This is a genomic window from Enterobacter sp. JS8-1 (assembly GCF_049187015.1).
Lineage (GTDB): Bacteria > Pseudomonadota > Gammaproteobacteria > Enterobacterales > Enterobacteriaceae > Enterobacter > Enterobacter mori.
Window position 1 is genome coordinate 2,948,934 of record NZ_CP185805.1, and the last position, 24,772, is coordinate 2,973,705.

The 24,772-nt window shown below is 55.9% G+C and carries 28 protein-coding genes and 1 pseudogene; 19 read left to right on the forward strand and 10 right to left on the reverse strand.

The window, feature by feature from the left end; genetic code table 11:
* The first annotated feature begins 97 nt into the window (after positions 1-97).
* Complete coding sequence (locus ACOQH0_RS14055; protein ID WP_421510610.1) at positions 98-1,240, forward strand: IS481 family transposase; 1,143 nt, start codon at positions 98-100, stop codon at positions 1,238-1,240.
* 114 nt (positions 1,241-1,354) lie between these two features.
* On the opposite strand, the gene yedD is transcribed toward ACOQH0_RS14055, so the two are convergent.
* Together yedD and fliE are read right to left on the reverse strand one after the other, a co-directional pair.
* Positions 1,355-1,768, reverse strand: a complete 414-nt coding sequence (yedD, locus tag ACOQH0_RS14060; protein WP_010432387.1) for a lipoprotein YedD — start codon at positions 1,766-1,768, stop codon at positions 1,355-1,357.
* A gap of 75 nt (positions 1,769-1,843) precedes the next feature.
* The gene (fliE, locus tag ACOQH0_RS14065; RefSeq protein ID WP_010432385.1) at positions 1,844-2,158 is read right to left on the reverse strand and encodes a flagellar hook-basal body complex protein FliE; all 315 of its coding nucleotides are present in this window, start codon (positions 2,156-2,158) and stop codon (positions 1,844-1,846) included.
* A 228-nt stretch (positions 2,159-2,386) separates the two neighbouring features.
* Between fliE and fliF the strand changes: the two genes are divergently transcribed.
* The 14 genes and pseudogenes from fliF to rcsA all read left to right on the forward strand — a co-directional run bounded on the left by fliF (position 2,387) and on the right by rcsA (position 13,904).
* Entirely contained in the window at positions 2,387-4,054 is a 1,668-nt protein-coding gene (gene fliF, locus ACOQH0_RS14070) for a flagellar basal-body MS-ring/collar protein FliF (RefSeq protein ID WP_421510612.1), read from the forward strand.
* The gene (gene fliG / locus ACOQH0_RS14075; protein ID WP_003859608.1) at positions 4,047-5,045 is read left to right on the forward strand and encodes a flagellar motor switch protein FliG; all 999 of its coding nucleotides are present in this window, start codon (positions 4,047-4,049) and stop codon (positions 5,043-5,045) included. The genes fliF and fliG overlap by 8 nt, the downstream gene beginning before the upstream one ends.
* Positions 5,038-5,745: a flagellar assembly protein FliH gene (gene fliH / locus ACOQH0_RS14080; protein ID WP_108417549.1), complete on the forward strand. Its 708-nt coding sequence runs from the start codon at positions 5,038-5,040 to the stop codon at positions 5,743-5,745. The genes fliG and fliH overlap by 8 nt, the downstream gene beginning before the upstream one ends.
* Positions 5,745-7,115: a flagellar protein export ATPase FliI gene (gene fliI, locus ACOQH0_RS14085; protein WP_010432376.1), complete on the forward strand. Its 1,371-nt coding sequence runs from the start codon at positions 5,745-5,747 to the stop codon at positions 7,113-7,115. The genes fliH and fliI overlap by 1 nt, the downstream gene beginning before the upstream one ends.
* A 21-nt stretch (positions 7,116-7,136) precedes the next feature.
* Positions 7,137-7,580 carry a flagellar export protein FliJ gene (gene fliJ / locus ACOQH0_RS14090; protein ID WP_010432373.1) on the forward strand — a complete coding sequence of 148 codons (444 nt, stop codon included), beginning with the start codon at positions 7,137-7,139 and terminating at the stop codon, positions 7,578-7,580.
* Positions 7,577-8,800 (forward strand): flagellar hook length control protein FliK, encoded by a 1,224-nt coding sequence (gene fliK / locus ACOQH0_RS14095; protein WP_421510614.1) that lies wholly within the window; start codon positions 7,577-7,579, stop codon positions 8,798-8,800. The genes fliJ and fliK overlap by 4 nt, the downstream gene beginning before the upstream one ends.
* Positions 8,801-8,906: 106 nt before the next feature.
* The gene (gene fliL, locus ACOQH0_RS14100; protein WP_010432366.1) at positions 8,907-9,377 is read left to right on the forward strand and encodes a flagellar basal body-associated protein FliL; all 471 of its coding nucleotides are present in this window, start codon (positions 8,907-8,909) and stop codon (positions 9,375-9,377) included.
* 4 nt (positions 9,378-9,381) lie between these two features.
* Positions 9,382-10,386, forward strand: a complete 1,005-nt coding sequence (fliM, locus tag ACOQH0_RS14105; protein ID WP_010432363.1) for a flagellar motor switch protein FliM — start codon at positions 9,382-9,384, stop codon at positions 10,384-10,386.
* Positions 10,383-10,796, forward strand: coding sequence for a flagellar motor switch protein FliN (gene fliN / locus ACOQH0_RS14110; protein WP_003859592.1), 414 nt, complete (start codon positions 10,383-10,385; stop codon positions 10,794-10,796). Before fliM ends, fliN begins: the two co-directional genes overlap by 4 nt.
* Positions 10,797-10,798: 2 nt before the next feature.
* Positions 10,799-11,173, forward strand: coding sequence for a flagellar biosynthetic protein FliO (gene fliO, locus ACOQH0_RS14115; RefSeq protein ID WP_029485119.1), 375 nt, complete (start codon positions 10,799-10,801; stop codon positions 11,171-11,173).
* Positions 11,173-11,910, forward strand: a complete 738-nt coding sequence (gene fliP, locus ACOQH0_RS14120; protein ID WP_042716760.1) for a flagellar type III secretion system pore protein FliP — start codon at positions 11,173-11,175, stop codon at positions 11,908-11,910. Before fliO ends, fliP begins: the two co-directional genes overlap by 1 nt.
* A 10-nt stretch (positions 11,911-11,920) precedes the next feature.
* Positions 11,921-12,190, forward strand: a complete 270-nt coding sequence (fliQ, locus tag ACOQH0_RS14125) for a flagellar biosynthesis protein FliQ (RefSeq protein ID WP_003859587.1) — start codon at positions 11,921-11,923, stop codon at positions 12,188-12,190.
* Between the two features lie 7 nt (positions 12,191-12,197).
* Positions 12,198-12,990, forward strand: a pseudogene (fliR, locus tag ACOQH0_RS14130) (flagellar biosynthetic protein FliR); the annotation flags it as partial.
* A 290-nt stretch (positions 12,991-13,280) separates the two neighbouring features.
* Positions 13,281-13,904: a transcriptional regulator RcsA gene (rcsA, locus tag ACOQH0_RS14135; protein WP_010432341.1), complete on the forward strand. Its 624-nt coding sequence runs from the start codon at positions 13,281-13,283 to the stop codon at positions 13,902-13,904.
* Between the two features lie 105 nt (positions 13,905-14,009).
* On the opposite strand, the gene dsrB is transcribed toward rcsA, so the two are convergent.
* Complete coding sequence (gene dsrB / locus ACOQH0_RS14140) at positions 14,010-14,198, reverse strand: protein DsrB (RefSeq protein WP_010432339.1); 189 nt, start codon at positions 14,196-14,198, stop codon at positions 14,010-14,012.
* Positions 14,199-14,326: 128 nt separating this feature from the next.
* On the opposite strand from dsrB, the gene yodD reads away from it, so the two are divergent.
* The gene (yodD, locus tag ACOQH0_RS14145) at positions 14,327-14,554 is read left to right on the forward strand and encodes a YodD family peroxide/acid resistance protein (RefSeq protein ID WP_120157917.1); all 228 of its coding nucleotides are present in this window, start codon (positions 14,327-14,329) and stop codon (positions 14,552-14,554) included.
* Between the two features lie 300 nt (positions 14,555-14,854).
* Entirely contained in the window at positions 14,855-15,655 is an 801-nt protein-coding gene (locus ACOQH0_RS14150; RefSeq protein ID WP_421510616.1) for a mannosyl-3-phosphoglycerate phosphatase-related protein, read from the forward strand.
* Here the strand turns inward: ACOQH0_RS14150 and dgcQ are convergent.
* The 3 genes from dgcQ to ACOQH0_RS14165 form a co-directional block, all read right to left on the reverse strand.
* Positions 15,640-17,340 (reverse strand): cellulose biosynthesis regulator diguanylate cyclase DgcQ, encoded by a 1,701-nt coding sequence (dgcQ, locus tag ACOQH0_RS14155; protein WP_421510617.1) that lies wholly within the window; start codon positions 17,338-17,340, stop codon positions 15,640-15,642. The genes ACOQH0_RS14150 and dgcQ overlap by 16 nt on opposite strands.
* Positions 17,341-17,394: 54 nt before the next feature.
* Entirely contained in the window at positions 17,395-17,577 is a 183-nt protein-coding gene (locus ACOQH0_RS14160) for a YodC family protein (protein WP_010432330.1), read from the reverse strand.
* Positions 17,578-17,655: 78 nt separating this feature from the next.
* Positions 17,656-18,567 (reverse strand): DUF808 domain-containing protein, encoded by a 912-nt coding sequence (locus tag ACOQH0_RS14165; RefSeq protein ID WP_421510619.1) that lies wholly within the window; start codon positions 18,565-18,567, stop codon positions 17,656-17,658.
* Positions 18,568-18,745: 178 nt separating this feature from the next.
* Between ACOQH0_RS14165 and yedA the strand changes: the two genes are divergently transcribed.
* Positions 18,746-19,660 (forward strand): drug/metabolite exporter YedA, encoded by a 915-nt coding sequence (gene yedA / locus ACOQH0_RS14170; RefSeq protein ID WP_108417542.1) that lies wholly within the window; start codon positions 18,746-18,748, stop codon positions 19,658-19,660.
* Here yedA and ACOQH0_RS14175 read toward each other — a convergent pair.
* The 3 genes from ACOQH0_RS14175 to ACOQH0_RS14185 form a co-directional block, all read right to left on the reverse strand.
* On the reverse strand, positions 19,632-20,114 hold the full coding sequence (locus ACOQH0_RS14175; RefSeq protein WP_421510620.1) for a very short patch repair endonuclease: 483 nt from the start codon (positions 20,112-20,114) through the stop codon (positions 19,632-19,634). The genes yedA and ACOQH0_RS14175 overlap by 29 nt on opposite strands.
* Entirely contained in the window at positions 20,095-21,510 is a 1,416-nt protein-coding gene (locus ACOQH0_RS14180; protein ID WP_421512359.1) for a DNA cytosine methyltransferase, read from the reverse strand. The genes ACOQH0_RS14175 and ACOQH0_RS14180 overlap by 20 nt, the downstream gene beginning before the upstream one ends.
* Before the next feature lie 61 nt (positions 21,511-21,571).
* Positions 21,572-22,273, reverse strand: a complete 702-nt coding sequence (locus ACOQH0_RS14185; protein ID WP_421510621.1) for a phosphohydrolase — start codon at positions 22,271-22,273, stop codon at positions 21,572-21,574.
* Positions 22,274-22,558: 285 nt separating this feature from the next.
* Between ACOQH0_RS14185 and ompC the strand changes: the two genes are divergently transcribed.
* Positions 22,559-23,725: a porin OmpC gene (ompC, locus tag ACOQH0_RS14190; protein WP_421510623.1), complete on the forward strand. Its 1,167-nt coding sequence runs from the start codon at positions 22,559-22,561 to the stop codon at positions 23,723-23,725.
* 56 nt (positions 23,726-23,781) lie between these two features.
* On the opposite strand, the gene ACOQH0_RS14195 is transcribed toward ompC, so the two are convergent.
* On the reverse strand, positions 23,782-24,645 hold the full coding sequence (locus ACOQH0_RS14195) for an N-acetylmuramic acid 6-phosphate etherase (protein ID WP_010432308.1): 864 nt from the start codon (positions 24,643-24,645) through the stop codon (positions 23,782-23,784).
* Between the last annotated feature and the right edge of the window lie 127 nt (positions 24,646-24,772).

The following is a 24,772-nucleotide window of genomic DNA, read 5'->3' on the forward strand; positions in this document are numbered from 1 at the left end:
TCTCCCACTGTACGGTCCGGGGACATAGTGAACACTTGTTCGGGGACATGGTAGACACTTACAACTAAGGCATAAGAACCCGTTTATGGAGTCGCTTATGCCCTGGGATGCGAGAGATACCATGTCATTACGTACCGAGTTTGTTTTGTTCGCCTCGCAGGACGGGGCGAACATCCGTTCCCTCTGCCGTCGCTTCGGCATTTCACCGGCCACCGGCTACAAGTGGCTTCGCCGCTGGGCGGAGGAAGGGGCTGCCGGCCTTCAGGACCGCCCGCGCATACCGCACCATTCCCCGAACCGCTCATCTGACGACATCACTGCCCTGCTGCGTATGGCCCATGACCGCCATCAACGCTGGGGCGCACGCAAGATAAAGCGCTGGCTCGAAGACCAGGGGCACACCATGCCCGCCTTCAGCACCGTCCATAACCTGATGGCCCGTCACGGCCTGCTGCCGGGCACTTCACCGGGCATTCCCGCCACGGGACGCTTCGAACACGACGCGCCGAACCGCCTCTGGCAGATGGACTTTAAGGGCCACTTTCCCTTTGGCGGTGGCCGCTGCCATCCGCTCACCCTCCTGGACGACCATTCCCGTTTTTCCCTGTGCCTGGCGCACTGTACCGATGAACGGCGCGAGACCGTGCAGCAGCAACTGGTCAGCGTGTTTGAACGTTACGGCCTGCCGGACCGGATGACGATGGACAACGGCTCACCGTGGGGAGACACCACCGGCACCTGGACGGCGCTGGAGCTGTGGCTGATGCGCCACGGTATCCGGGTGGGGCATTCCCGGCCTTATCATCCGCAGACGCAGGGCAAGCTGGAGCGTTTTCACCGCAGCCTGAAGGCGGAAGTGCTGCAGGGCAAGTGGTTCGCGAGCGAGGGTGAACTGCAGCGCGCCTTCGACCACTGGCGGACGGTGTACAACCTTGAACGCCCGCATGAGGCGCTGGATATGGCGGTACCGGGCTCGCGGTATAAGCCGTCTGCACGACAATACAGCGGCAACACCACGCCCCCGGAATACGACGAGGGCGTGATGGTCAGGAAAGTGGATATCAGCGGAAAGCTGAGCGTGAAAGGGGTAAGTCTGAGCGCAGGCAAGGCGTTCAGGGGAGAACGGGTCGGGCTGAAGGAGACGCAGGAAGACGGCAGCTACGAGGTGTGGTGGTACAGCACGAAAGTGGGGGTGATCGACCTGAAGAAAAAGTCGATCACCATGGGTAAAGGATGTTAAAAAGTGTTCACCATGTCCCCGAACACCTGTCTACCATGTCCCCGGACCGTACACCCACGGGGAGAGGGTGCAAACACTAAAAACGGCAACAAGTTTGCCGTTTTGTTTTTACCGTTACGGTAGTTTACTCTCCAGCGGATTTTTGCTCAGGTAATTCGCACACTCTACCGTTGGACGATCCACTTTTTGCAGCTCCATACCATCATACTCAAGCGTTGCGCCATCACGCTCCAGCGGATAGATATCCAGCTTGCGGGTCACGTTATAGTAATCATCCGAACGCAGCATAATCTTGCCCGGCACCGCCACCACGCGCTGCCATTGACGGCAATCCAGCGTATCGCCCTCTTCCGTCACCACCAGCGTGGCAATCGCCTCCGGGCTCACCATCTTGCTTTGCGGCCCTTTTGACTGCCAGTACCCTGCCAGATGCGACGGCACAGGGTGCTTGATGACTTCCTGATAATTATCAACCTGAACACAGCCGGTTAACGCCAGAAGCGCACCCACAATTGCTATTTTTTTCATCATCTTTCCTGCGTGGGAAGAAAAAAATATTGTGGCATTAAAGCGGTATGGGTGCCAGCGTAAGATCGGCAGGTTTTATACCTGCATCGACATGACGTCCTGATAGGCCGATACCAGCTTATTTCGCACCTGGAGGCCCATCTGCAGAGACACCGACGCTTTTTGCAGATCGGCCATCACATCATTAAGCGCCACGCCCGGCTCACCGAGCGTAAATTTTTCCGCCTGCGTCCGGGCGGCGTTCTGCTTGTCGCTGATACGGTCAAGCGCGGCGTGCAGTTGCCCCGCAAAGCTGATGGTTGAAGGTTCGTCCATCACGTTCTGATTACGAGCCGTCATTGCCGTTGCCTGCAGCTGACTGATTACCCCTTCAATGCCCTGTATAGCCATGACTTTCCCCTGGATGGATTTTTACGCGGTCAAGACTAACAGCTTGTCAATCAGATAATGGCGGTAAATAGCGTTAAAAAACCAGGTTATTTGACGCATAGAAAATCACGAATCATCAAATAATGGCAGGGCCATCAATATGGAACTTTTGTCGTGTTTGCCGACCCGGGAGTCAGTTTTGTTTCTCTACACGAATAACGTAAACCACCAGGATTTAAGAGGTGCGCAATGAGTGCAACAGCATCGACAGCGCCACAGAATAAATCACTCGAGTGGATGAACCGCCTTCGCGCGAACCCTAAAATCCCGTTGATCGTGGCAGGCGCTGCCGCCATTGCGATCCTTGTTGCGATGGTCCTGTGGGCGAAAAGCCCTGATTACCGCACGCTTTACAGTAACCTTTCCGATCAGGATGGCGGTGCCATCGTCACCCAGCTTACCCAGATGAACATCCCTTATCGCTTTGCCGATAACGGCGGCGCGCTTGAAGTGCCAGCGGACAAGGTGCACGAGCTTCGCCTGCGCCTGGCGCAGCAGGGTCTGCCGAAAGGCGGCGCGGTCGGTTTCGAACTGCTGGATCAGGAAAAATTCGGTATCAGCCAGTTCAGCGAGCAGGTGAACTACCAGCGCGCGCTGGAAGGTGAACTGGCCCGTACCATTGAAACCTTAGGCCCGGTGAAGAGTGCGCGTGTGCACCTTGCCATGCCTAAACCCTCTTTATTTGTTCGTGAACAGAAATCCCCTTCTGCCTCCGTAACCGTCAACCTTGAGCCTGGCCGCGCGCTGGACGAAGGGCAAATCAGCGCGGTCACGCATCTGGTCTCCAGCGCGGTTGCAGGCTTACCGCCGGGCAACGTGACGCTGGTAGATCAGGGTGGTCATCTGCTGACGCAAAACAACAGCGCCGGTCGCGATCTGAACGACGCGCAGCTGAAGTACGCGGCCGATGTGGAAGGTCGTCTTCAGCGCCGTATCGAAGCGATCCTGGGCCCGGTCGTCGGTAACAGCAACGTGCATGCTCAGGTTACCGCGCAGATCGATTTTGCGAATAAAGAACAAACGGAAGAGCAATACAGCCCGAACGGCGATCCGTCTCAGGCGGTGATGCGTTCTCGTCAGATTAACTCGAACGAGCAGGTGGGCGGCCCCTACCCTGGCGGCGTGCCGGGCGCGCTGTCTAACCAGCCTGCTCCGGCTAACGCGGCACCGATTTCAACGCCTCCGGCCAACCAGCAGAATGCCCAGCAGACAACCTCAACGGCCAATAACGCGGGACCGCGTACCAACAGCCGTAACGAAACCACGAACTACGAAGTGGACCGTACTATCCGCCACACCAAACTGAACGTGGGGGATATTCAGCGTCTGTCTGTTGCCGTGGTGGTGAACTACAAAACCCTGCCGGACGGCAAGCCTCTGCCGCTGACGGCCGAGCAGATGAAGCAGATTGAAGATCTGACCCGTGAAGCGATGGGCTACTCCGAAAAACGTGGCGATACGCTGAACGTGGTGAACTCACCGTTCAACTCGGTTGATGAAAGCGGTGGCGAACTGCCGTTCTGGCAACAGCAGTCGTTTATCGATCAACTGATGTCCGCAGGCCGCTGGTTACTGGTGCTGATTGTTGCCTGGCTGCTGTGGCGTAAGGGCGTACGTCCTCAGCTCCAGCGCCGTGCTGAAGCCGAGAAAGCCGCTCTGGAACAGAAGAATAATCGCCAGGACGTGGAAGAAGCGGTTGAAGTCCACCTCAGCAAAGACGAGCAGATGCAGCAGCGCCGTGCTAACCAGCGCATGGGCGCTGAGGTGATGAGCCAGCGCATTCGCGAAATGTCAGATAACGATCCGCGCGTCGTCGCGCTGGTCATCCGCGGTTGGATGGGTAACGAACATGAGTAATACGCTTACAGGTACCGATAAAAGCGTCATCCTGCTGATGACCATTGGCGAAGACCGCGCGGCAGAGGTGTTCAAACACCTCTCGCAAAGAGAGGTGCAAATCCTCTCTGCGGCCATGGCCAACGTGCGTCAGATCTCCAACAAGCAGCTCACCGAAGTGCTGGCGGAATTTGAGCAGGAAGCCGAACAGTTTGCCGCGCTCAACGTCAACGCCAACGAATACCTGCGCTCCGTGCTGGTCAAGGCGCTGGGCGAAGAGCGCGCCGCCAGCCTGCTGGAAGATATTCTGGAAACCCGCGATACCGCCAGCGGTATCGAAACGCTCAACTTTATGGAGCCGCAGAGTGCCGCCGATCTTATTCGCGACGAGCACCCGCAGATTATCGCGACCATTCTGGTTCACCTCAAACGGGGCCAGGCAGCCGATATTCTGGCGCTGTTCGACGAGCGTCTGCGTCACGATGTGATGCTGCGTATCGCCACGTTTGGCGGTGTCCAGCCAGCCGCGCTGGCGGAGCTGACCGAAGTGTTGAACAACCTGCTCGATGGCCAGAACCTCAAGCGCAGCAAAATGGGCGGCGTGAGAACGGCGGCCGAGATCATCAACCTGATGAAAACGCAGCAGGAAGAAGCGGTCATCACCGCGGTGCGCGAGTTCGACGGCGAGCTGGCGCAGAAAATTATCGACGAGATGTTCCTGTTCGAAAACCTGGTCGAAGTGGACGATCGCAGCATCCAGCGCCTGCTTCAGGAAGTGGACTCCGAATCGCTGCTTATCGCCCTCAAAGGTGCCGAGCAGCCGCTGCGCGAGAAGTTCCTGCGCAACATGTCCCAGCGTGCAGCCGATATCCTGCGCGACGACCTGGCCAACCGTGGTCCGGTGCGTCTGTCTCAGGTGGAAAACGAACAGAAAGCGATCCTGCTTATCGTTCGTCGACTGGCCGAAACCGGCGAGATGGTGATTGGCAGCGGAGACGACACCTATGTCTAATGAGCTGCCGTGGACGCGCTGGACACCCGACGATCTGGCGCCTCCCCTCTCCGAGTTTATCCCCGCCGCACTCCCGTCCGATGAGGGCGATATCGATGCCGCGGTGCCCGAGCTGAGCGAAGAAGAGCAGCGTGCGCAGATGCTGGCGCAGATGCAAATGCAGGCGCACGAACAGGGCTTCAACGCCGGTCTGCACGAAGGACGGCAGAAAGGTCAGGAGCAGGGTTATCAGGAAGGGCTGGCAAAAGGGCTGGAGCAAGGCATCGAACAGGCGCGTCAGCAGCAGGCGCCCCTCAATGCCCGTATGCAGCAGCTGGTGAGCGAATTCCAGCATACGCTGGACGCGCTCGACAGCGTTATTGCGTCGCGCCTGATGCAGATGGCGCTGGAAGCCGCGCGTCAGGTGATTGGCCAGACGCCAACCGTCGATAACTCGGCGCTGATTAAACAGATTCAGGGTCTGCTGCAGCAGGAGCCGCTGTTCAGCGGCAAACCGCAGCTGCGCGTTCACCCGGACGATCTCCAGCGCGTGGAAGAGAGTCTTGGCGCGACGCTCAGCCTGCACGGCTGGCGACTGCGGGGCGATCCCTCGTTACACCACGGCGGGTGCAAAGTCTCGGCGGATGAGGGCGATCTGGATGCCAGCGTCGCCACCCGCTGGCAAGAACTGTGCCGCCTGGCAGCACCGGGAGTTGTCTAATGACCGCACGCCTTACCCGCTGGCTCAACACGCTCGATAACTTTGAAACGAAGATGGCACAACTGCCATCTGTTCGTCGTTATGGCCGTCTGACCCGCGCCACCGGCCTGGTGCTGGAAGCGACGGGCCTGCAGCTTCCGCTGGGTGCCACCTGCGTTATTGAGCGTCAGGACGGACTGGAAATGCGTGAGGTCGAAAGTGAGGTGGTCGGATTTAACGGCCAGCGCCTGTTCCTGATGCCGCTCGAAGAAGTTGAAGGCATTCTGCCCGGCGCGCGCGTCTACGCGAAAAACAGTTCAGGCGACGGTCTGCAAAGCGGCAAGCAGTTACCGCTTGGGCCAGCGCTCCTTGGGCGCGTGCTGGACGGCAGCGGCAAGCCGCTCGACGGCCTGCCCTCGCCGGACACCACCGAAACCGGGGCGCTGATCACCCAGCCGTTCAACCCGCTGCAGCGTACCCCGATCGAGCACGTGCTGGATACCGGCGTGCGCCCGATTAACGCCCTGCTGACCGTGGGACGTGGACAGCGTATGGGCCTGTTCGCCGGGTCCGGCGTGGGGAAATCCGTCCTGCTCGGCATGATGGCACGCTATACCCAGGCCGATGTGATCGTCGTGGGGCTGATTGGCGAGCGTGGACGCGAAGTTAAAGACTTCATCGAAAACATTCTGGGTGCGGAAGGCCGCGCCCGCTCGGTGGTTATTGCCGCCCCGGCGGATGTGTCCCCCTTGCTGCGTATGCAGGGTGCCGCCTACGCGACCCGCATCGCCGAAGATTTTCGCGACCGCGGCCAGCACGTCCTGCTGATCATGGACTCCCTGACCCGTTACGCAATGGCGCAGCGTGAAATCGCGCTCGCCATCGGTGAGCCTCCGGCCACCAAAGGGTATCCGCCTTCGGTATTCGCCAAGCTCCCGGCGCTGGTCGAACGCGCGGGGAACGGCATCAGCGGCGGCGGCTCGATCACCGCATTCTATACGGTGCTGACCGAGGGCGATGACCAGCAGGATCCGATTGCCGACTCCGCGCGTGCGATCCTCGACGGTCACATTGTGCTGTCGCGACGTCTGGCCGAAGCGGGGCATTACCCGGCGATTGATATTGAAGCATCCATCAGCCGCGCAATGACGGCGCTGATAACCGAGAAGCACTACGCCCGCGTGCGTAACTTCAAACAACTGCTCTCCAGCTTCCAGCGCAACCGCGATCTGGTGAGCGTTGGGGCGTATGCCAAAGGCAGCGACCCGATGCTCGACAAAGCGATTGCGCTCTGGCCGCAGCTGGAGGCGTTTTTGCAACAAGGTATTTTTGAACGCGCCGACTGGGAAGACTCAATCCAGGCTCTGGATCTGATTTTCCCGCAGGTGTAACACAGGTGGAGGGCGAAGGTCATGGCGCAAAACAGCGCGTTATCAACGCTAAAAGATCTGGCTGAAAAAGAAGTTGATGATGCCGCACTGCAGCTTGGCGCAATGCGACGCGGGTGCCAGCAGGCTGAAGAGCAGTTGAAGATGTTAATCGACTATCAGCATGAATATCGCACCAACCTGAATACCGATATGACGCAGGGCATTGGCAGCCAGCGCTGGATCAACTATCAGCAGTTTATCCAGACGCTGGAAAAGGCGATTGAGCAACACCGCCTGCAGCTTAACCAGTGGACCGAAAAAGTGGATACCGCGCTCAACTTCTGGCGCGAGAAAAAACAGCGGCTGCAGGCCTGGCAAACGCTACAGGACCGACAGGTCGCGGCGTCAACCCTGGCGGAAAACCGCCTGGATCAGAAAAAAATGGATGAGTTTGCCCAGCGCGCATCAATGAGGAAACCGGAATGATCACACTGCAACAACTGCTAATGACCGACAGCGACCTGTCAGGCGGCACGCAAACGGGGAAAGGCGCCGAGGGTGCGCAAGACTTTCTTTCTCTGCTGGCGGGCGCGTTGACCGATGCGTCCGGTCAGGGCAAAGATGCGCCGCTGACCCTGGCTGATTTGAAAGCCGCTGGCAGCAAGCTGTCCAGGGAAGCGCAACAGGACGCAGGCGAGACCACCCTGCAGGCGAAAATTGCCGACCTGCTCTCACGCCAGGAGACGCTGACCGCCGACGATGACGCGGCGAAGACCACTGCGCTGCAAACGCTGGTGTCCGGGCTGATGCCGACGACCCACGGTGATGCGTTAAAGACGCTGACGCACGCGTCCGCAATAGATGACAGCAAAACTGACCTAAGCGAAGACGAACTCGCGGGGCTTAGCGCGCTGATGGCGATGCTGCCGCACCAGCAGACGGCAACACCGGTAACGACGCAGGCAACCCACGTCGACGGCGTTACCGCTCAGACGTCCCTCACCTCCGCGCTTCCGCAAACGCTGAAAAACGCGCTGCCGGGAAAAGAGAATAACCCGCCTCAGGCGGCGTCTCAGCCTGTGGCACAAACGGCTGACGCAGCCCTGCCAGCCAGCGTACCCGTGACGCCTGCGGTCGCGGCGGCGGCTGAGAAACAGGACATCGCGAGCAGCGCGTCGTCAACCTCGCCCACCGCAACCATGGCACCGATCCTCAGCAGCCACGCGACCTCACAGCCTGCTGCAACCATTGCCACCGCGCCGGTATTGAGCCAGCCGCTCGGCACCAGCGAATGGCAGCAGACGCTGAGTCAGCACATCACGCTGTTCACGAAGCAAGGCCAGCAGACCGCTGAGCTGCGTCTGCACCCGGAAGACCTGGGCCAGGTGCAAATCTCGCTTAAACTGGATGATAACCAGGCGCAGCTGCAGATGGTGTCTCCGCACAGCCACGTGCGCGCGGCGCTGGAGGCTGCTCTGCCTGTCTTACGCACCTCTCTGGCGGAAAGCGGCATTCAGCTTTCGCAGAGCAGCGTCAGCAGCGAGAGCTTCGCCGGACAGCAGCAATCCTCATCACAGCAGCAACAGCAGGCTTCCCGCTCGGGCCAGCACGGCGCGTTCAATGAAGAGAGTGATGAGTTATTGCCGACCCCTGCCGCCCTGCAATCCGCCGCGCGGGGAAATGGCGCAGTGGATATCTTCGCCTAAACGCCAGAGGTAGCGTGATTATTCCCGTCTTTTCCACGCTTTGAGATAAGGCGGACACGGGATAATCACCCTATTAAGCTGTACCGAAACAGGAAGCTCGTATCAGATGACTGACTCCGCTATCACCAAAAAAAGTAAGCGCTCCATCTGGATCCCGCTGCTGGTGTTGATCACGCTCGCCGCCTGCGCTACCGCGGGCTATAGTTACTGGCGTATGCAGCAGGAACCGACTGCCGCTGCTGCCAAAGCTGAAGCGCCACCGCCTCCGGCTCCCGTGTTCTTCCCGCTGGACACCTTCACCGTCAACCTGGGTGATGCGGATCGTGTGCTTTATGTTGGCATTACGCTGCGCCTGAAAGACGAAGCTACCCGTTCTCGTCTGAACGATTATCTTCCTGAAGTGCGTAGCCGTCTGCTGCTGCTTTTCTCTCGTCAGGACGCTTCGACGCTCGCTACCGATGACGGTAAGCAAAAACTGGTCGACGCCATCAAACAGACGCTGTCGACCCCGCTGGTAAACGGCCAACCGAAGCAGGAAGTCACTGACGTTCTGTATACAGCCTTCATTCTGCGGTAACGACATGGGCGACAGTATTCTTTCTCAGGCAGAAATCGATGCGCTGCTCAACGGCGACAGCGATAAGAGTGATGATCCGCAACCGGGACTGAGCGGCGACGACAATATTCGCCCCTATGATCCGAATACCCAGCGTCGCGTGGTACGTGAACGTCTGCAGGCGCTGGAGATCATCAACGAACGTTTTGCGCGTCAGTTCCGTATGGGGCTGTTTAACCTGCTGCGTCGTAGCCCGGATATCACCGTCGGCGCGATCCGCATTCAGCCGTATCATGAGTTTGCCCGCAACCTGCCGGTGCCAACCAACCTTAACCTGATCCATCTGAAGCCGCTGCGCGGCACTGGTCTGGTGGTGTTTTCGCCAAGCCTGGTGTTCATTGCGGTGGATAACCTGTTCGGCGGCGACGGGCGTTTCCCGACCAAAGTAGAAGGTCGTGAGTTCACCCACACCGAACAGCGCGTCATTAACCGCATGCTGAAGCTGGCGCTGGAGTCTTACAGCGACGCGTGGAAGGCGATTAACCCGCTGGAAGTGGAGTACGTCCGTTCCGAGATGCAGGTGAAGTTCACCAATATCACCACCTCGCCGAACGATATCGTCGTTAACACGCCGTTCCACGTTGAAATCGGCAACCTGACCGGTGAGTTCAACATCTGCCTGCCGTTCAGCATGATTGAACCGCTGCGCGAGCTGCTGGTGAACCCGCCGCTGGAGAACTCGCGCCACGAAGATCAGAACTGGCGTGAAAACCTGGTTCGCCAGGTTCAGCATTCGCAGCTGGAGCTGGTAGCGAGCTTTGCCGATATTCCGCTGCGGTTATCTCAGATCCTGAAATTACAACCCGGCGACGTTTTGCCGATAGAAAAACCCGACCGCATTATTGCCCATGTGGATGGTGTCCCCGTGCTGACCAGTCAGTACGGCACAATTAACGGCCAGTATGCGTTACGCGTTGAGCACTTGATCAACCCGATATTGAATTCGCTGAATGAGGAACAGCCCAAATGAGTGACATGAACAATCCGTCCGATGAGAACAGCGGAGCACTGGACGATCTGTGGGCTGACGCGTTAAACGAGCAAAAGACGACCCCGACGAAAAGCGCGGCGGACGCGGTATTCCAGCAGCTGGGCGGCGGCGACGTCAGCGGCACGCTGCAGGATATCGACCTGATCATGGATATCCCGGTTAAGCTGACGGTTGAGCTGGGCCGCACCCGCATGACCATAAAAGAGCTGCTGCGCCTGACGCAGGGTTCCGTGGTCGCCCTTGACGGCCTGGCCGGTGAACCGCTGGATATTCTGATCAACGGTTATCTGATTGCTCAGGGTGAAGTGGTGGTGGTTGCTGATAAGTACGGCGTGCGCATCACCGACATCATTACGCCATCCGAACGTATGCGTCGTCTGAGCCGTTAAGCATGAAAACCCAGGCAACAATGTCCCAACCCTCCGCGGTACCTGGCTCGCCGCTGCTCCAGGTGAGCGGTGCCCTGTTCGGTATTATTGCCTTCATTCTTATTGCGGCCTGGCTGGCAAAGCGTTTTGGTCTGGCGGGTAAAACCGCCGGAACGCGCGGCCTGAAAGTCAGCGCCAGTACCACGCTGGGGCCACGCGAGCGCGTGGTCATCGTCGACGTGGAAGATGCGCGTCTGGTACTGGGGATCACCGCCTCAAACATCAATGTATTACATAAACTGCCGCCCGCCCCTGTCACGGGTGACGAGCGCGCAGAAGCCCCAGCGGATTTCCAGTCCGTTATGAAGAGTTTGCTTAAGCGTTCCGGGAGATCCTGATGCGCCGTTTGTTATCCCTTACGCTTGCGGGTGTTGGCCTGTTTGCTCCCGCGGTCTATGCGCAACTGCCCGGTCTGGTCTCGACCCCGCTTGCCGGAGGCGGTCAAAGCTGGTCGCTTTCGGTTCAGACGCTGGTGTTCATCACCTCGCTGACCTTTATTCCGGCCATTCTGCTGATGATGACCAGCTTTACCCGCATCATCATTGTTTTTGGCCTGCTGCGAAACGCCCTGGGAACGCCTTCCGCGCCGCCCAACCAGGTGCTGCTGGGTCTGGCCCTGTTTTTGACTTTTTTCATTATGTCGCCGGTGATCGACAAGATTTACACCGACGCCTACCAGCCGTTTAGCGAAGATAAAATCTCGATGGAAGTTGCGCTGGAGAAAGGCGCGCAGCCGCTGCGTGAATTTATGCTGCGCCAGACGCGTGAAGCAGATTTAGCCCTCTTTGCCCGCCTCTCCAACACCGGCGAGCTTCAGGGACCGGAAGCGGTGCCGATGCGCATTTTGCTGCCAGCCTATGTCACCAGCGAGCTAAAAACCGCGTTCCAGATTGGCTTCACTATTTTCATTCCGTTCCTGATTATCGACCTGGTGATCGCCAGCGTCCTGATGGCGCTCGGGATGATGATGGTACCGCCTGCGACCATCGCTCTGCCCTTTAAGATCATGCTCTTTGTGCTGGTCGATGGCTGGCAGCTGCTGGTCAGTTCGCTGGCGCAGAGTTTCTACAGTTGAGGAGCGCGCAATGACGCCAGAATCGGTCATGATGATGGGCACGGAAGCGATGAAAGTCGCGATTGCCGTTGCCGCCCCGCTGCTGCTTGTTGCCCTCGTGACCGGTCTGATCATCAGTATCCTGCAGGCCGCCACGCAGATTAACGAAATGACGCTGTCGTTTATCCCGAAAATCATTGCCGTGTTCGTGGCGATTATCGTCGCCGGGCCGTGGATGCTGAACCTGCTGCTGGACTATATGCGCAACCTGTTCACCAATCTGCCGTACATCATCGGCTGATATCACGATGCTGCACTTCACCAGCGATCAATACGTCCAGTGGCTGGGCGTCTACTTCTGGCCGATGCTGCGCATTATGGCGCTCATCTCAACCGCCCCTATTCTCAGCGAGAAATCGATACCCAAGCGCATCAAAGTGGGGCTGGGGATCGTCATCACGATTATTGTCGCCCCGTCCCTGCCGCCGGTTGATATCCCTGTATTTTCCGCTAACGCCGTATGGGTGGCGCTTCAGCAGGTGATGATCGGCGTCGCCGTTGGGTTTACCATGCAGCTCGCCTTTGCGGCAGTGCGTACTGCGGGTGAGCTGATCGGCCTGCAAATGGGGTTATCCTTCGCCACCTTCGTCGACCCCGGCAGCCACCTCAACATGCCGGTGCTGGCGCGTATCATCGATCTGCTGGCGATGCTGCTGTTCCTGTCGTTTAACGGCCACTTATGGCTTATCTCAATGCTGGTGGACACCTTCCACACGCTGCCGATTGGCGAAAATCCGGTTAACAGCAACGCGTTTCTGGCGCTGGTGCGTGCCGCCGGGCTGATTTTTCTCAACGGGCTGATGCTGGCGCTGCCGATCATCACCCTGTTGCTGACCGTTAACCTGGCATTAGGCCTGCTGAACAGAATGGCGCCGCAGCTTTCCGTGTTTGTCATTGGTTTTCCCGTGACGTTGACGGTCGGTCTTTTATTAATGTCATTGCTAATGCCACTTATCGCCCCCTTCTGTGAACATTTATTCAGCGAGATATTCAACCTGTTAGCGGATATTGTCAGCGAACTGCCTCGCAAATAATAGTCCTCACACTCCATATTGTCTTTCTGAGGATATTCCTAAAATAAAACGCGAAAAACATCTTCCAGGATATATCTGACGCGGTTTAAATGTTTCTAACCATCTCACAATACTTAATATTTACTTTACTTTAAGAAGATTCCTGGCAAATTATAAGTAACTTTACGGGATAGTGAGTTCGCCTGAAAGTCTTTGTCATGCTCACAGGTTTTATTTGGTTTTTTCCATCCCGTATGGCTGTTTATGAGCTCTCAGGCAGATGGTGAATTATCGTTACGCATTGAGTGAGGGTATGCCATGTCAACGATCATTATGGATTTATGCAGCTACACCCGGCTAGGGTTAACCGGGTATCTGGCAAGCAGAGGGGTAAGAAAGAGAGACATCAACGATGCACACACCGTTGACGAACTCGAAGCCGCTTGTGAAGCACACAAGCCCGGCGTGGTGTTTATTAATGAGGACTGTTTCATTCACGATCCAGCCAACAGTCAGCACATTAAGCAAATCATTAATCAGCATCCTAAAACGTTGTTTATTGTTTTTATGGCGATCGCCAATATTCATTTCGACGAATACTTGTTGGTCCGTAAAAATTTATTGATCAGTTCTAAATCGATTAAACCCGAGTCGCTGGATGACATTTTGGGTGATTATTTGAATAAAGAAGTTAAGAATGTAGGAGCGGTTAACTTACCCACCCTATCATTAAGCAGAACTGAATCAAGTATGCTCAGAATGTGGATGGCTGGACAAGGGACAATTCAGATCTCGGACCAGATGAATATCAAGGCAAAAACGGTTTCGTCACACAAAGGAAATATTAAAAGGAAAATTAAAACGCATAATAAGCAAGTGATCTACCACGTCGTTCGCCTGACCGATAATGTCACAAACGGAATTTTCGTTAATATGCGCTGATCCGCGCAAGACCTTCTGTACCCTACCTGCGATCTCTGGCCTGGCCAGAGATTTTTGCATTTTCAGCCGCATGGGCCGGGGACGGGAACGCCGCCCGACACCACGCTATTCCGCTGCTTCCACAAAAATACCATCCTCATGTCCCAGTTCATTAAAGAACCAGATACCGAGCGGGTAGTCTTCCAGAGAAACCAGGTACATTACACCTTCGCTAAACTCTTCTATTGCCAGCACCACACCCGGGCGGCGCGGTCCACCGTCCGTTTTAACGGTTACCCGATCGTTGACCTTCATACATTCCTCCTGTGGTTTTGAGCCAGTGTAGAACAAAACGCATTAACTGGCACCGACCCCCGGCGCGAATGGTGTTTTTGTGTGCGGTCTATACTTATGGATGGACACGGTTGCATGAGGACCCCGTAATGAAGACCGATAAAGAGTACAGCGACACCATCAAGCGTGAGGTGGAGGTGGATGTCGATGCCCTGCTGGCCGCTATCAATGAGATCAGTGAGTCCGAAGTTCGCCGCTCAGACGATGAGTCAGACAAAGTGATTGTGAACGGAAGGGACTATCACACTTACCGCGAGCTGGCCGAAGCCTTCGAGCTTGATATTCATGACTTCAGCGTGTCTGAAGCGAATCGGTAAGATGAAAAAAATCCCGGTCATGGGGATGGCCGGGATCAAACTTGCTTATGCAAGAAGCACTTGAAAATTCGTTACACCAGGAAATCTGATGTAGAAACAACACTATCCCCAACGGATTTGTCTGACAAGCATATATTCTCCTGGCGAATATAATATTTTATACATGTGAATTTTAGTTATGAGCAGCAACATGCGCCGCGTGTGGGTTACGCAGGAACGATTCCGTCAAACCGCTCTCCCGGCACTGTCATTTTTTAGGAATAATCTTAGATAAGCGCGCGTCAGCCATCAGGAGCCGTTATGCCTTCGCTTCAGAATCCACTGCTGATTTTCACCGATCTGGATGGGACACTGCTGGATATTCATACCTATGACTGGCAGCCTGCCGCCGCATGGCTGGAGCGGCTACAGGATAAACAGGTCCCCGTTATCCTTTGCAGTAGCAAGACGGCGGCTGAGATGCTCGACATCCAGCAGGAGTTAGGCCTGGAAGGTCTGCCATTCATTGCGGAAAACGGGGCGGTCATTCAGCCTGATGTTCGCTGGGATCCCCCTGCCCGGCGCATCACGGGGATGTCTCACCCTACGATTCGTCACATCATCGAGCAGATCAGACTGCAAACGCACGTTAAATTCACCACCTTTGATGACGTGAATGAACGGGTAATCAGTGAATGGACGGGACTGACGCCTTCCCGTTCGCTGCTTGCGCGCAGGCATGAAGCGTCCCTGACGTTAATCTGGCGCGACAGCGATGCGCAAATGACGCGCTTTGAAGAGGCGCTGGAACCGCATGGCCTGCAGTTTGTACAGGGGGCGAGATTCTGGCACGTCCTGGACGCGCGCTGCGGCAAGGATGTGGCGGTAAAATGGCTGACTGAACAGTATTGTCTGCAGGAGCCTGTTGCGTGGACATCCCTTGGGCTGGGCGATGGTCCCAACGACGCCCCGCTGTTAGACAGCGTCGATTTTGCGGTGGTGGTCAAAGGCATTAACCGCCAGGGCATTTCGCTGCAGAACGATAGCCCGGAACGGGTTTATCACACGCAGCGTCCCGGTCCCGAGGGCTGGCGCGAAGGGCTCGATCACTTCTTGGTGTGATCGCGCCAGACGACGCAGTTGCGTCCCCCCTGCTTTGCCTCATACAACCGCGCATCGGCAATTGACTGCAGTTGCTCAAAATTATAGTTACCCGTCTCCTGCGCGCTGCTGACGCCCAGTGAGGCACTGATGCGCAGAGTGACGCTCTTCTTAACCAGAATCTCTTTGCTGTCGATCCGTGCGCGGATCCGCTCAGCAACATTTGCCGCTTCCTCAAGCGTCAGGCCAGGGAGCACGACACAGAACTCCTCGCCACCCACACGGCCGCCCACGTCATTGGCGCGCAACGCACTCGCAATCAATCCTCCGGCGTGCGACAACACTTTATCCCCTGCCTGATGCCCGAACCGGTCATTGATACCCTTGAAATGGTCCAGATCGATCTGGATGACAGACAACGGCAGGGACTGCTGCTGGCATTGCTTTGCAAGGGAATTCGCCCGTTCAAACAGCGCCCCGCGATTATTCAGGCGGGTCAGCGGATCGTGCCAGGCCTGCCACTGAAGCGAGTGTTGAAGCGTATACATATTGCTGACCATGCGCCGGATCACGAGCCAGGAGATCAGCAGCATGGCGGTGAAAAGCGCCCAGAGTAGCGCCAGCACAATACTGATGCTGCCGAAGTCCCCGCGAACCCCTTCATGTAGCGTATGCACGCGCAGGACAACGCCCTCAAAATGATCGAGCCGTTCCCAACTGATAAAGCGGCTACCCAGACGAATCCCCCCCTCCGTGTCGGACTCGATAGCGTGAGCTATCTGCGCCAGCTCGCTTGCATCGAAGTGGTTAACCGTACTTTCGGGTGATTCTGAGGTCGCAATCATATTGAGGCGCGTGTCGTAAAGCTGGTATTCACCTTCTGTATGGTTGTCCATGGCCTCCACCAGCAGCTGTTTCATCGTATCAACGCTGATATCCATCGCCACCACGCCATACCAGAAATGGTCGTAATAGATCGGCACGCTGGCGGTAATAAGCCGCTTGTTCCCGATAAAAGACGACGGAGGCGAAATAAACCAGCGAACGGCACGTGCGCGGTTTTCACGCTCAGACTGCTGTGAAAACCAGGGCTGCGTGACCAGCTGATAATAGCGGGGAGAAATATCTCTCGGTTGTGCAGGCGTATCAGTTGCGATAAAGAACCCTGCGCGGGAAACATACAGCACCCGCTCTACATTACTGCTGTGCGATGACGCCAGACGCAGGAGGTACCCGACTTCGAGGGCCGCAGAGAGTTCGTTTGCCAGGCGATCGTTATCACGGTTGAGCAGCGTGGTTTTTTCAACAAACGCATCGGACACCCCGTTGATGGGTAACGTGCGATTTTCGTCCACCGCGATTTGCCAGTTTGTGGTGTTCCGCAGGGTATTAAAACGCGTCACCGCATTGTGCAGCACACCGAATGCCAGCGGTGTTTGCAGCGCATCGCGCATGCTGTGACGGAAGAAAAGCAGTTTATCGACGTTGTACTGCAACTGCCTGTCCAGGCCATTTGCGACCGTTTCCAGATGGTTACGCTGGCTGGAGATATAGGCATCTTCCAGTACCACCACTTCACGCCAGGTGAGGAGCGTGGAAAAGACCAGGACAATAATAAAACAGAGATTAACAATCAGGCCGGGATTGCTACGCTGATGCAGCCATTGCTGAAGAGATCGTTTTACAACATAGGTATCGCGCTGCACACACACTCCCTGAATGTCACATAAAAACGCCCGGCGAACCGGGCGTTAGAGTGATTAAGCCTTCTCGCGATGTTGCCGTCCGTCCCCCGGCTGAAGCTCGTCTTCACGAAACGCTTCCCGCTTGATGCCATAACCATCATGCCACCGGCACTCCACCATACCACTGGAATAACCTGTGACAATCATACGCGGACCACCGTTCTTCGGCTTAACTTCATCACTGACCAAAAAGACCATACCCGCCTCCTGTATCAGGGTGAAACTTTTTCAATTTAGACGAGGAATGGCCTTTTTGCATCCCTGTTCGGGTAGCAATTAGTGCGAGGCTCCACGCATTTTTTCGACTGCTTTTACGGCAGCGACCACGATAGCGCCAATGATAAAGCCCAGCACCAGATTCAACAGCGTCGGCAAAATAGCGGCGACAACCGCCCCCTGCGCCGAGGCAAAATGCTCAATCGCATGGTGCAGCGGCGCAATACCGTGCACGACAATCCCGCCGCCGACGAGGAACATGGCCAGCGTACCCACGACCGACAAACTTTTCATCAGCCAGGGGGCCAGCGTCAGCAGGCTTTTACCGATACCGCGTGCTACCGAGCTCGATTTCTCCTCCAGCCAGTAGCCAATATCATCCAGCTTGACGATAAGCCCCACCAGGCCGTAAACGCCCACGGTCACCAGAATCGCAATGCCGGAAAGCACCATAACCTGATTGACCAGCGGTGCTTCTGACACAATCCCCAGCGTAATCGCCACGATTTCGGCCGAGAGAATAAAGTCAGTGCGGACTGCCCCTTTCACCTTATCACGTTCGAACGCCAAAGGATCCTGAGCGGCCAGGGCTTCCAGTCGCTGCTGGCGCACCTCTGGCGTGTCGCTCTCCTTACGTGAGGCAAAAGAGTGCAGGACTTTCTCGACCCCCTCGAAGCACAAAAACGCGCCGCCAATCATCAGCAGTGGCGTGATGGCCCAGGGGATAAAGGCGCTGATCAACAACGCGAGCGGAACGAGGATCACCTTATTGATAAAGGACCCCTTCGCCACGCTCCAAACCACCGGCAACTCCCGGTTAGCCTTTACGCCGGTAACCTGCTGCGCGTTCAGCGATAAATCATCCCCCAATACACCGGCGGTCTTTTTGGCCGCCAGTTTTCCCATGACCGAAATGTCATCCAGCAAGGTGGCAATGTCGTCCAGTAATGTTAATAAGCTACTTCCTGCCAAAATCTCTATCCTTCTTTTTTTGCTAATTAAGTGAATAGTATGGAACAAAACCGGACACCCGGAAACAGGCACCTGACGTCAACAAAAAATTCACATCCACACCACAATTAAAGCACTCGCCAGACCGATAGTTTTGGCGTTTACTATGAGCGAACTTTTTATTTCGACGTGAGGGACTATGCGTTTCCGGCAACTATTACCGCTCATTGGAGCACTTTTTTCGCTGTATATCATCTGGGGATCCACCTATTTTGTCATTCGAATCGGTGTGGAAAGCTGGCCCCCGTTGATGATGGCAGGGATCCGCTTCTTCTCTGCGGGCGTATTGTTGATTACGTTTTTGCTGCTGCGCGGCCACAAGCTTCCCCCACTCCGCCCGCTGCTCAACGCGGCACTGATTGGCTTTCTGTTGCTGGCCGTTGGGAATGGTGCCGTGACCGTGGCGGAGCACCAGAATGTACCGTCCGGGATCGCCGCCGTGGTGGTCGCCACCGTCCCGCTGTTTACCCTCTGCTTTAGCCGCCTGTTCGGTATCCGCACCCGCAAGCTGGAATGGCTGGGGATCGGCATAGGGCTTGCGGGGATCATCCTGCTCAACAGCGGTGGCAATCTGAGCGGAAACCCATGGGGTGCGCTGCTGATCATGGTCGGCTCCATGAGCTGGGCGTTTGGCTCCGTCTACGGTTCGCGGATTGAACTGCCTTCCGGCATGATGGCAGGCGCGATTGAGATGCTCGCGGCGGGTATCGTACTGCTGATTGCCTCGACGCTGATGGGTGAGAAGCTGACAACGATGCCGGACCTGTCTGGCTTCCTGGCCGTGGGGTATCTTGCGCTCTTTGGCTCCATTATTGCCATTAACGCCTATATGTTCCTGATCCGCAATGTCTCCCCGGCCGTCGCCACCAGCTACGCCTACGTGAACCCGGTGGTCGCCGTCCTGCTCGGTACCGGTTTTGCGGGAGAAGTGTTATCGACGGTTGAATGGCTGGCGCTGGGTGTGATTGTTTTTGCGGTGGTGCTGGTAACATTGGGCAAATATTTGCTGCCTGCGAAACCGGTCGTCACGCCGTGCGAGGTGGAGAAACCTTAATCCCCTGCGTATCGATCTGCGCGGCCTCCGCGCCGCCGCAGATCCACTCTTCCAGCCGCTCTGTCAGGTCCAGATCGCTCAGTTTTAGCCTGCCGCGCAGGGCGCACTCCCACACGACTAATACCCGCCAGCCCTGAGAAAGCAGCGTCGCAATATCGCGTTTATCCCGCTCTACATTCTTACCTATCTTCTCCAGCCAGAAATCGGTTCGCGTTGCGGGAGCCTTGAACAGGTAGCAGTTGTGATGGTGCCAGAAACAGCCGTGGGTAAAGATAATGCACTGATACGCGTCGAGGATGAAATCGGGACGCCCGGCGAGCGCGGCATCCTGGACGCGAAAATCAAAACCGGCCTGCGTCAGTAATTCCGCCAGCCGTTTTTCGATGGCGGTATCACGCGTGCCGATGGCACGCATGTTTTTACTGCGCGTCGCTTTATTGTGTACGTCCGTCATTGACGGCCTCGCTCTGACGCAGCGCCACAGCCTGTTTAATGCGTGAGGCCAGCAGTTTCGCCACCGCCGCAAACGCGGGCACGACCACCGAGTTACCAAACTGACGGTAAGCCTGGGTGTCTGACACCGGAATACGGAAACTGTAGCCCTGCGGCGACTCAAACCCCATCAGCCGCGCACACTCACGCGGGGTTAAGCGACGTGGGCGATGGCGCTGATTCTGCGGATCGTCAAAGTCTTTTTCGCCCAGCGCTTTATCCCAGCCTCTGTCGATGAGGATCTCTGCGCCATCTTTGTAATAACGCGCCGACAAGGTGCGGGTCACGCTGTCTGGATTTGTTGGGTTCACCATGCCAAAACCGAACCCATTGCCTTTGGCCTGGTGCTTTTTGGCATAGCGGTAGAGGTATTTCCACAGTACCGGCGTCAGGATAAATTTGGCGTCAACGGCGGGCTCCAGCAGCTCGGCCACGCTCGGTCGGCGCGCCGGATACAGCGACGGGATATCCCGCAGGGTGAAGTCGCCTTTAAGATTGAGGTCCCGGCGGAAACCTACCAGCACGATACGTTCGCGATGCTGCGGCAGAAAATATTTACCGTCGATGATTTTCGGATCGTCTGCGCCCATGTCCTGCGCATCGGCCACGTCGTAGCCCAGTTCATCCAGCGTTTGCATAATGATGCGGAAGGTTTTCCCGCCATCATGGCTTTTTAAGTTTTTAACGTTTTCCAGCACAAATATGGCCGGTCGGCGGGCATCGATAATGCGGACCACGTCAAAAAACAGCGTGCCCTGCGTATCACAGGCAAACCCGTGGGCGCGTCCCAGGGCATTTTTTTTCGACACCCCGGCGAGCGAAAAAGGCTGGCACGGGAAGCCCGCCAGCAGCACGTCGTGCTCAGGCACGGTTTGCCGAATATGCGCTGCGGCCTCTTCGTCGCTGACGCCGCTTTTATGGCTCAGGGTCACATCGCGGATGTCAGCGTTAAAATGGTGTTCATCAGGGTCGCAATACCAGTTGGCCTTATAGGTACGCACCGCGTGTTTATTCCACTCGCTGGTAAACACGCACTGCCCGCCAATGGCTTCAAAACCGTGGCGGATGCCGCCAATACCGGCGAACAGATCGATAAAGCGGAACGTATAGTCTGGATGCGCGGCGGGAGGACGCGGCAGCAAATTTTGCAGGTAACGGAACTCGCCGTCGCTCATGCGGTGCCCTGCCCTGTCGCTTATCAGCAGTCTTTTGAGTATTGCCGGGCTCCAGTGACTCTCGCCATGGGCCACCAGCTGGTTGGCAAGGGTTTTAACATCATAGATGTCCAGCAGCTGCCGCAGTAATGCCTGCACGGCTGCCGTTGATTTCTCAGCCTGCGCTGGCGCGGGCTCAATCACTGATCGTATTTCTTGCATTCTCTTAACCGGGCAATAAAGACTGGAGACAGATTACCACAGTTTACCGGCTCACACTCCGACGGAAGCGGCTCAATACCTGGCCATCCAGCCCCAGGCAGTCGCCCTGCAGTTCAGCGCTCAGTTTCGCCATAAACTGGATCAGAAAATCGGCGTTATGTCGGGCCAGCTCACGCCCCACTTCGGTTTGCATCGTCTCAGGCAGGCGCAGCAGCTTGGTCTGGAAGTGATCGAGGGCGAAGGCTTTGTCGTCTACATCACGGGAATCCGCAAACGGATCGCTCGCATCAAACAGTGCGACACCCAGCGCACCGGATACGGCAAAAACGCGTGCCAGACCGATAGCGCCTAAGGCTTCCAGCCGGTCGGCATCCTGGACTATTTTTGCCTCGGGACTTTGTGGCGCAATCCCGGCGCTGAAGCTGTGCGCTTCAATGGCGTGTTCCACCGCGGCATACCTTTCTGGCGGAAAATCCGGGAAATCGCGCTGCAAAATATCACGCGTTTTACTCGCCGCCAGCCGTGAGGACTGGCTGCGTTCGGGATGATTTTTCGGCAGGCTGACAATGTCGTGAAAGTAGCAGGCCGTCATCACCACCAGCGGGTCAGCGTGGTGATGAGGCATGATTTTCTGCGCCGTCATCCAGACGCGACGAAAGTGTGAAATATCATGCGCAGCGTCGTCGGTAGCGTGATGTTGATCAAGCCAGGATTCGAAGCGCTGTTGCCACTGAGTGAGTTCCATCTTTCTTCCCTGTTACCAAAATTAAGCGTGAATTATAACATAGCCAAATTTAATCAATTAAAAAATAGACACACGAAATACTTAATAATAATTACCCACTATATTTTCAATCAATTAATTCACATGAAAAATAAAGAGACTAATAGAAATATATTGCAATATTTTTACTAATTTAATTACATTTATTTTTGAACCAAATTATCTAACCATAGAATAGTATCAAGCACGTAATTACGGAGGGTGATTACATATATTCATATAAATTATCTTTAAAGGGAATATATAATGAAAAGAAAAGTTCTGGCAATTCTTGTACCCGTATTATTAATGGCTGGCGCAGCAAATGCAGCTGAGATGTACAACAAAGACGGCAACAAAGTCGACCTGTACGGTAAAGTCGATGCTCGTCATACCTTCTCAGATAACGCTGGCGACGACGGCGATGAAACCTATGTGCAGATTGGTTTCAAAGGCGAATCACAGATTACCAACGACCTGACGGGTTATGGCCAGTGGGAATATAAAACCTACGCTAACGATACCGAAGGCGCTGGTGATAAATCATTTAACCGTCTGGCTTACGCTGGCCTGAAATACGCTGAATTCGGTTCATTTGATTACGGCCGTAATTACGGCGTCGTGTATGACGTTGAAGCCTGGACCGATATGCTGCCAGTATTCGGCGGTGATTCTTACACCTGGACCGATAACTTCATGAATGGCCGTGCTAACGGTCTGGCAACCTACCGTAATTCAGGTTTCTTCGGTCTGGTTGACGGTCTGAATTTTGCGCTGCAGTATCAGGGCAATAATGAAGGCAGCAACGCAAATGAAGATCAGGAAGGCACCAAAAACGGCCATGAAAACGTACGTTTCCAGAACGGCGACGGCTTTGGTATGTCAACCTCCTATGACTTCGACTTTGGCCTGAGCCTGGGTGCTGCGTACTCTTCTTCTGACCGCACCAACGAGCAGGTTGCTTACGGCGCAGGCAGTTACAATCGCTTCAGCAAATATGCTGGCGGCGAACGTGCGGAAGCCTGGACCATCGGCGCGAAATACGATGCTAACGATATTTACCTGGCGATGATGTATGCCGAAACCCGTAACATGACGCCTTACGGCAGCGACGGCATCGCCAACAAAACTCAGAACTTTGAAGCCGTAGCACAGTATCAGTTCGACTTCGGCCTGCGTCCTTCCCTGGCATGGGTATACTCTAAGGGCGTCGATCTGGGCGGCAACGACTATCACCCAGGCAATGGCTACGATTATGTCGACCAGGATCTGGTTAACTACATCGACCTTGGCATGACCTATACCTTCAATAAAAACTTCTCTACCTACGTTGATTACAAAATCAACCTGCTGGACGAAGATGACGCGTTCTACAACGACAACGGCATCGCGACCGACGACATCGTTGGCGTAGGCATGACCTACCAGTTCTAATCCCCAGAAATACTCAAGCCCGCATTCGCGGGCTTTTTTTATGCAGCGGTGAAATGTTATGGTGCTTCCTGCAGCGCCACGCGAATAAACCCGTTATTCTGCGCCAGCAGTTCATGCGCCTTCCAGGCATCCAGCCCTGTCAGCACCATCAACACCGCCGTTTTGCAGTTGTGGTTACAGCTCTCCAGCGCGGCCTTCGCTTCAGTCCGGGTGCATCCGCCCGCTTCCATCACTATCGCGATTTGCCGTTCAGACCATTTGGTGCTGGTTGCCTCCAGATCCACGCGCAGGTTGCTGTAGACGCGCCCGGACCTCACCGCCAGCCCTGTGGTCACCATATTCAGGATCATTTTTTGCGCGATCCCCGCTTTGGCATTGGCATATCCCGCCACCACGTCAGGCCCCAGCTCAGGCGCAATCACCATACTCGCTAACTGTGCCGCCTCGCTTTGCGCATCACCTGTCATCACCGCTACCGGTGAACCCAGCGACCATGCATGTCGCATGGCCCCCCATACCCACGGCGTTTTTCCGCTGACGGTCACCGCCAGCATCATGTCGTGCTCGCCAAACTTAAGCGCCTGCAGGTCGGCGACGCCGCGCTCGTAGCTTGCCGCTTCACCGTCCGTCGTAATAGCGATAACGGGATGTTTACCCGGCGCATACTCATCAGCCGCCTGCCTTGCTATACGTCCTGAAGGCCCCGCACCGACGAGCACCAGACGCCCGCCATGACTGAGCGTCGCCGCAGCGTTATCCACCACGCGCGCAATCGTTGTTAAGAAAGGGGTAATAGCAGAAGAGATTTGTGCATCATCCTGGTGAATGACGTTCAGCATATCCAGCGTGGACAATCTATCGATATTCATCGTGCTGGCGTGCCGTCTTTCCTTGACCGAACCGGTAAGCATAATGCTCATAAACAGCCTCCTTATTATGAGTACCCCCACACTATAAAGTGTTTTATATGGGTCACATGAGAGGAGGGTCACGAAAAGAGGACCAAACACATGCTTTTACATGGCTTTAAGAAAAGCGCGTCATCAG

Bases quoted from the DNA above. Each gene is read 5' to 3' on its own strand.
- ACOQH0_RS14055 (WP_421510610.1), top strand. From the start codon at position 98: ATGCCCTGGGATGCGAGAGATACCATGTCATTACGTACCGAGTTTGTT.
- yedD (WP_010432387.1), bottom strand. From the start codon at position 1,768: ATGAAAAAAATAGCAATTGTGGGTGCGCTTCTGGCGTTAACCGGCTGT.
- fliE (WP_010432385.1), bottom strand. From the start codon at position 2,158: ATGGCTATACAGGGCATTGAAGGGGTAATCAGTCAGCTGCAGGCAACG.
- fliF (WP_421510612.1), top strand. From the start codon at position 2,387: ATGAGTGCAACAGCATCGACAGCGCCACAGAATAAATCACTCGAGTGG.
- fliG (WP_003859608.1), top strand. From the start codon at position 4,047: ATGAGTAATACGCTTACAGGTACCGATAAAAGCGTCATCCTGCTGATG.
- fliH (WP_108417549.1), top strand. From the start codon at position 5,038: ATGTCTAATGAGCTGCCGTGGACGCGCTGGACACCCGACGATCTGGCG.
- fliI (WP_010432376.1), top strand. From the start codon at position 5,745: ATGACCGCACGCCTTACCCGCTGGCTCAACACGCTCGATAACTTTGAA.
- fliJ (WP_010432373.1), top strand. From the start codon at position 7,137: ATGGCGCAAAACAGCGCGTTATCAACGCTAAAAGATCTGGCTGAAAAA.
- fliK (WP_421510614.1), top strand. From the start codon at position 7,577: ATGATCACACTGCAACAACTGCTAATGACCGACAGCGACCTGTCAGGC.
- fliL (WP_010432366.1), top strand. From the start codon at position 8,907: ATGACTGACTCCGCTATCACCAAAAAAAGTAAGCGCTCCATCTGGATC.
- fliM (WP_010432363.1), top strand. From the start codon at position 9,382: ATGGGCGACAGTATTCTTTCTCAGGCAGAAATCGATGCGCTGCTCAAC.
- fliN (WP_003859592.1), top strand. From the start codon at position 10,383: ATGAGTGACATGAACAATCCGTCCGATGAGAACAGCGGAGCACTGGAC.
- fliO (WP_029485119.1), top strand. From the start codon at position 10,799: ATGAAAACCCAGGCAACAATGTCCCAACCCTCCGCGGTACCTGGCTCG.
- fliP (WP_042716760.1), top strand. From the start codon at position 11,173: ATGCGCCGTTTGTTATCCCTTACGCTTGCGGGTGTTGGCCTGTTTGCT.
- fliQ (WP_003859587.1), top strand. From the start codon at position 11,921: ATGACGCCAGAATCGGTCATGATGATGGGCACGGAAGCGATGAAAGTC.
- rcsA (WP_010432341.1), top strand. From the start codon at position 13,281: ATGTCAACGATCATTATGGATTTATGCAGCTACACCCGGCTAGGGTTA.
- dsrB (WP_010432339.1), bottom strand. From the start codon at position 14,198: ATGAAGGTCAACGATCGGGTAACCGTTAAAACGGACGGTGGACCGCGC.
- yodD (WP_120157917.1), top strand. From the start codon at position 14,327: ATGAAGACCGATAAAGAGTACAGCGACACCATCAAGCGTGAGGTGGAG.
- ACOQH0_RS14150 (WP_421510616.1), top strand. From the start codon at position 14,855: ATGCCTTCGCTTCAGAATCCACTGCTGATTTTCACCGATCTGGATGGG.
- ACOQH0_RS14160 (WP_010432330.1), bottom strand. From the start codon at position 17,577: ATGGTCTTTTTGGTCAGTGATGAAGTTAAGCCGAAGAACGGTGGTCCG.
- yedA (WP_108417542.1), top strand. From the start codon at position 18,746: ATGCGTTTCCGGCAACTATTACCGCTCATTGGAGCACTTTTTTCGCTG.
- ACOQH0_RS14175 (WP_421510620.1), bottom strand. From the start codon at position 20,114: ATGACGGACGTACACAATAAAGCGACGCGCAGTAAAAACATGCGTGCC.
- ACOQH0_RS14185 (WP_421510621.1), bottom strand. From the start codon at position 22,273: ATGGAACTCACTCAGTGGCAACAGCGCTTCGAATCCTGGCTTGATCAA.
- ompC (WP_421510623.1), top strand. From the start codon at position 22,559: ATGAAAAGAAAAGTTCTGGCAATTCTTGTACCCGTATTATTAATGGCT.
- ACOQH0_RS14195 (WP_010432308.1), bottom strand. From the start codon at position 24,645: ATGAGCATTATGCTTACCGGTTCGGTCAAGGAAAGACGGCACGCCAGC.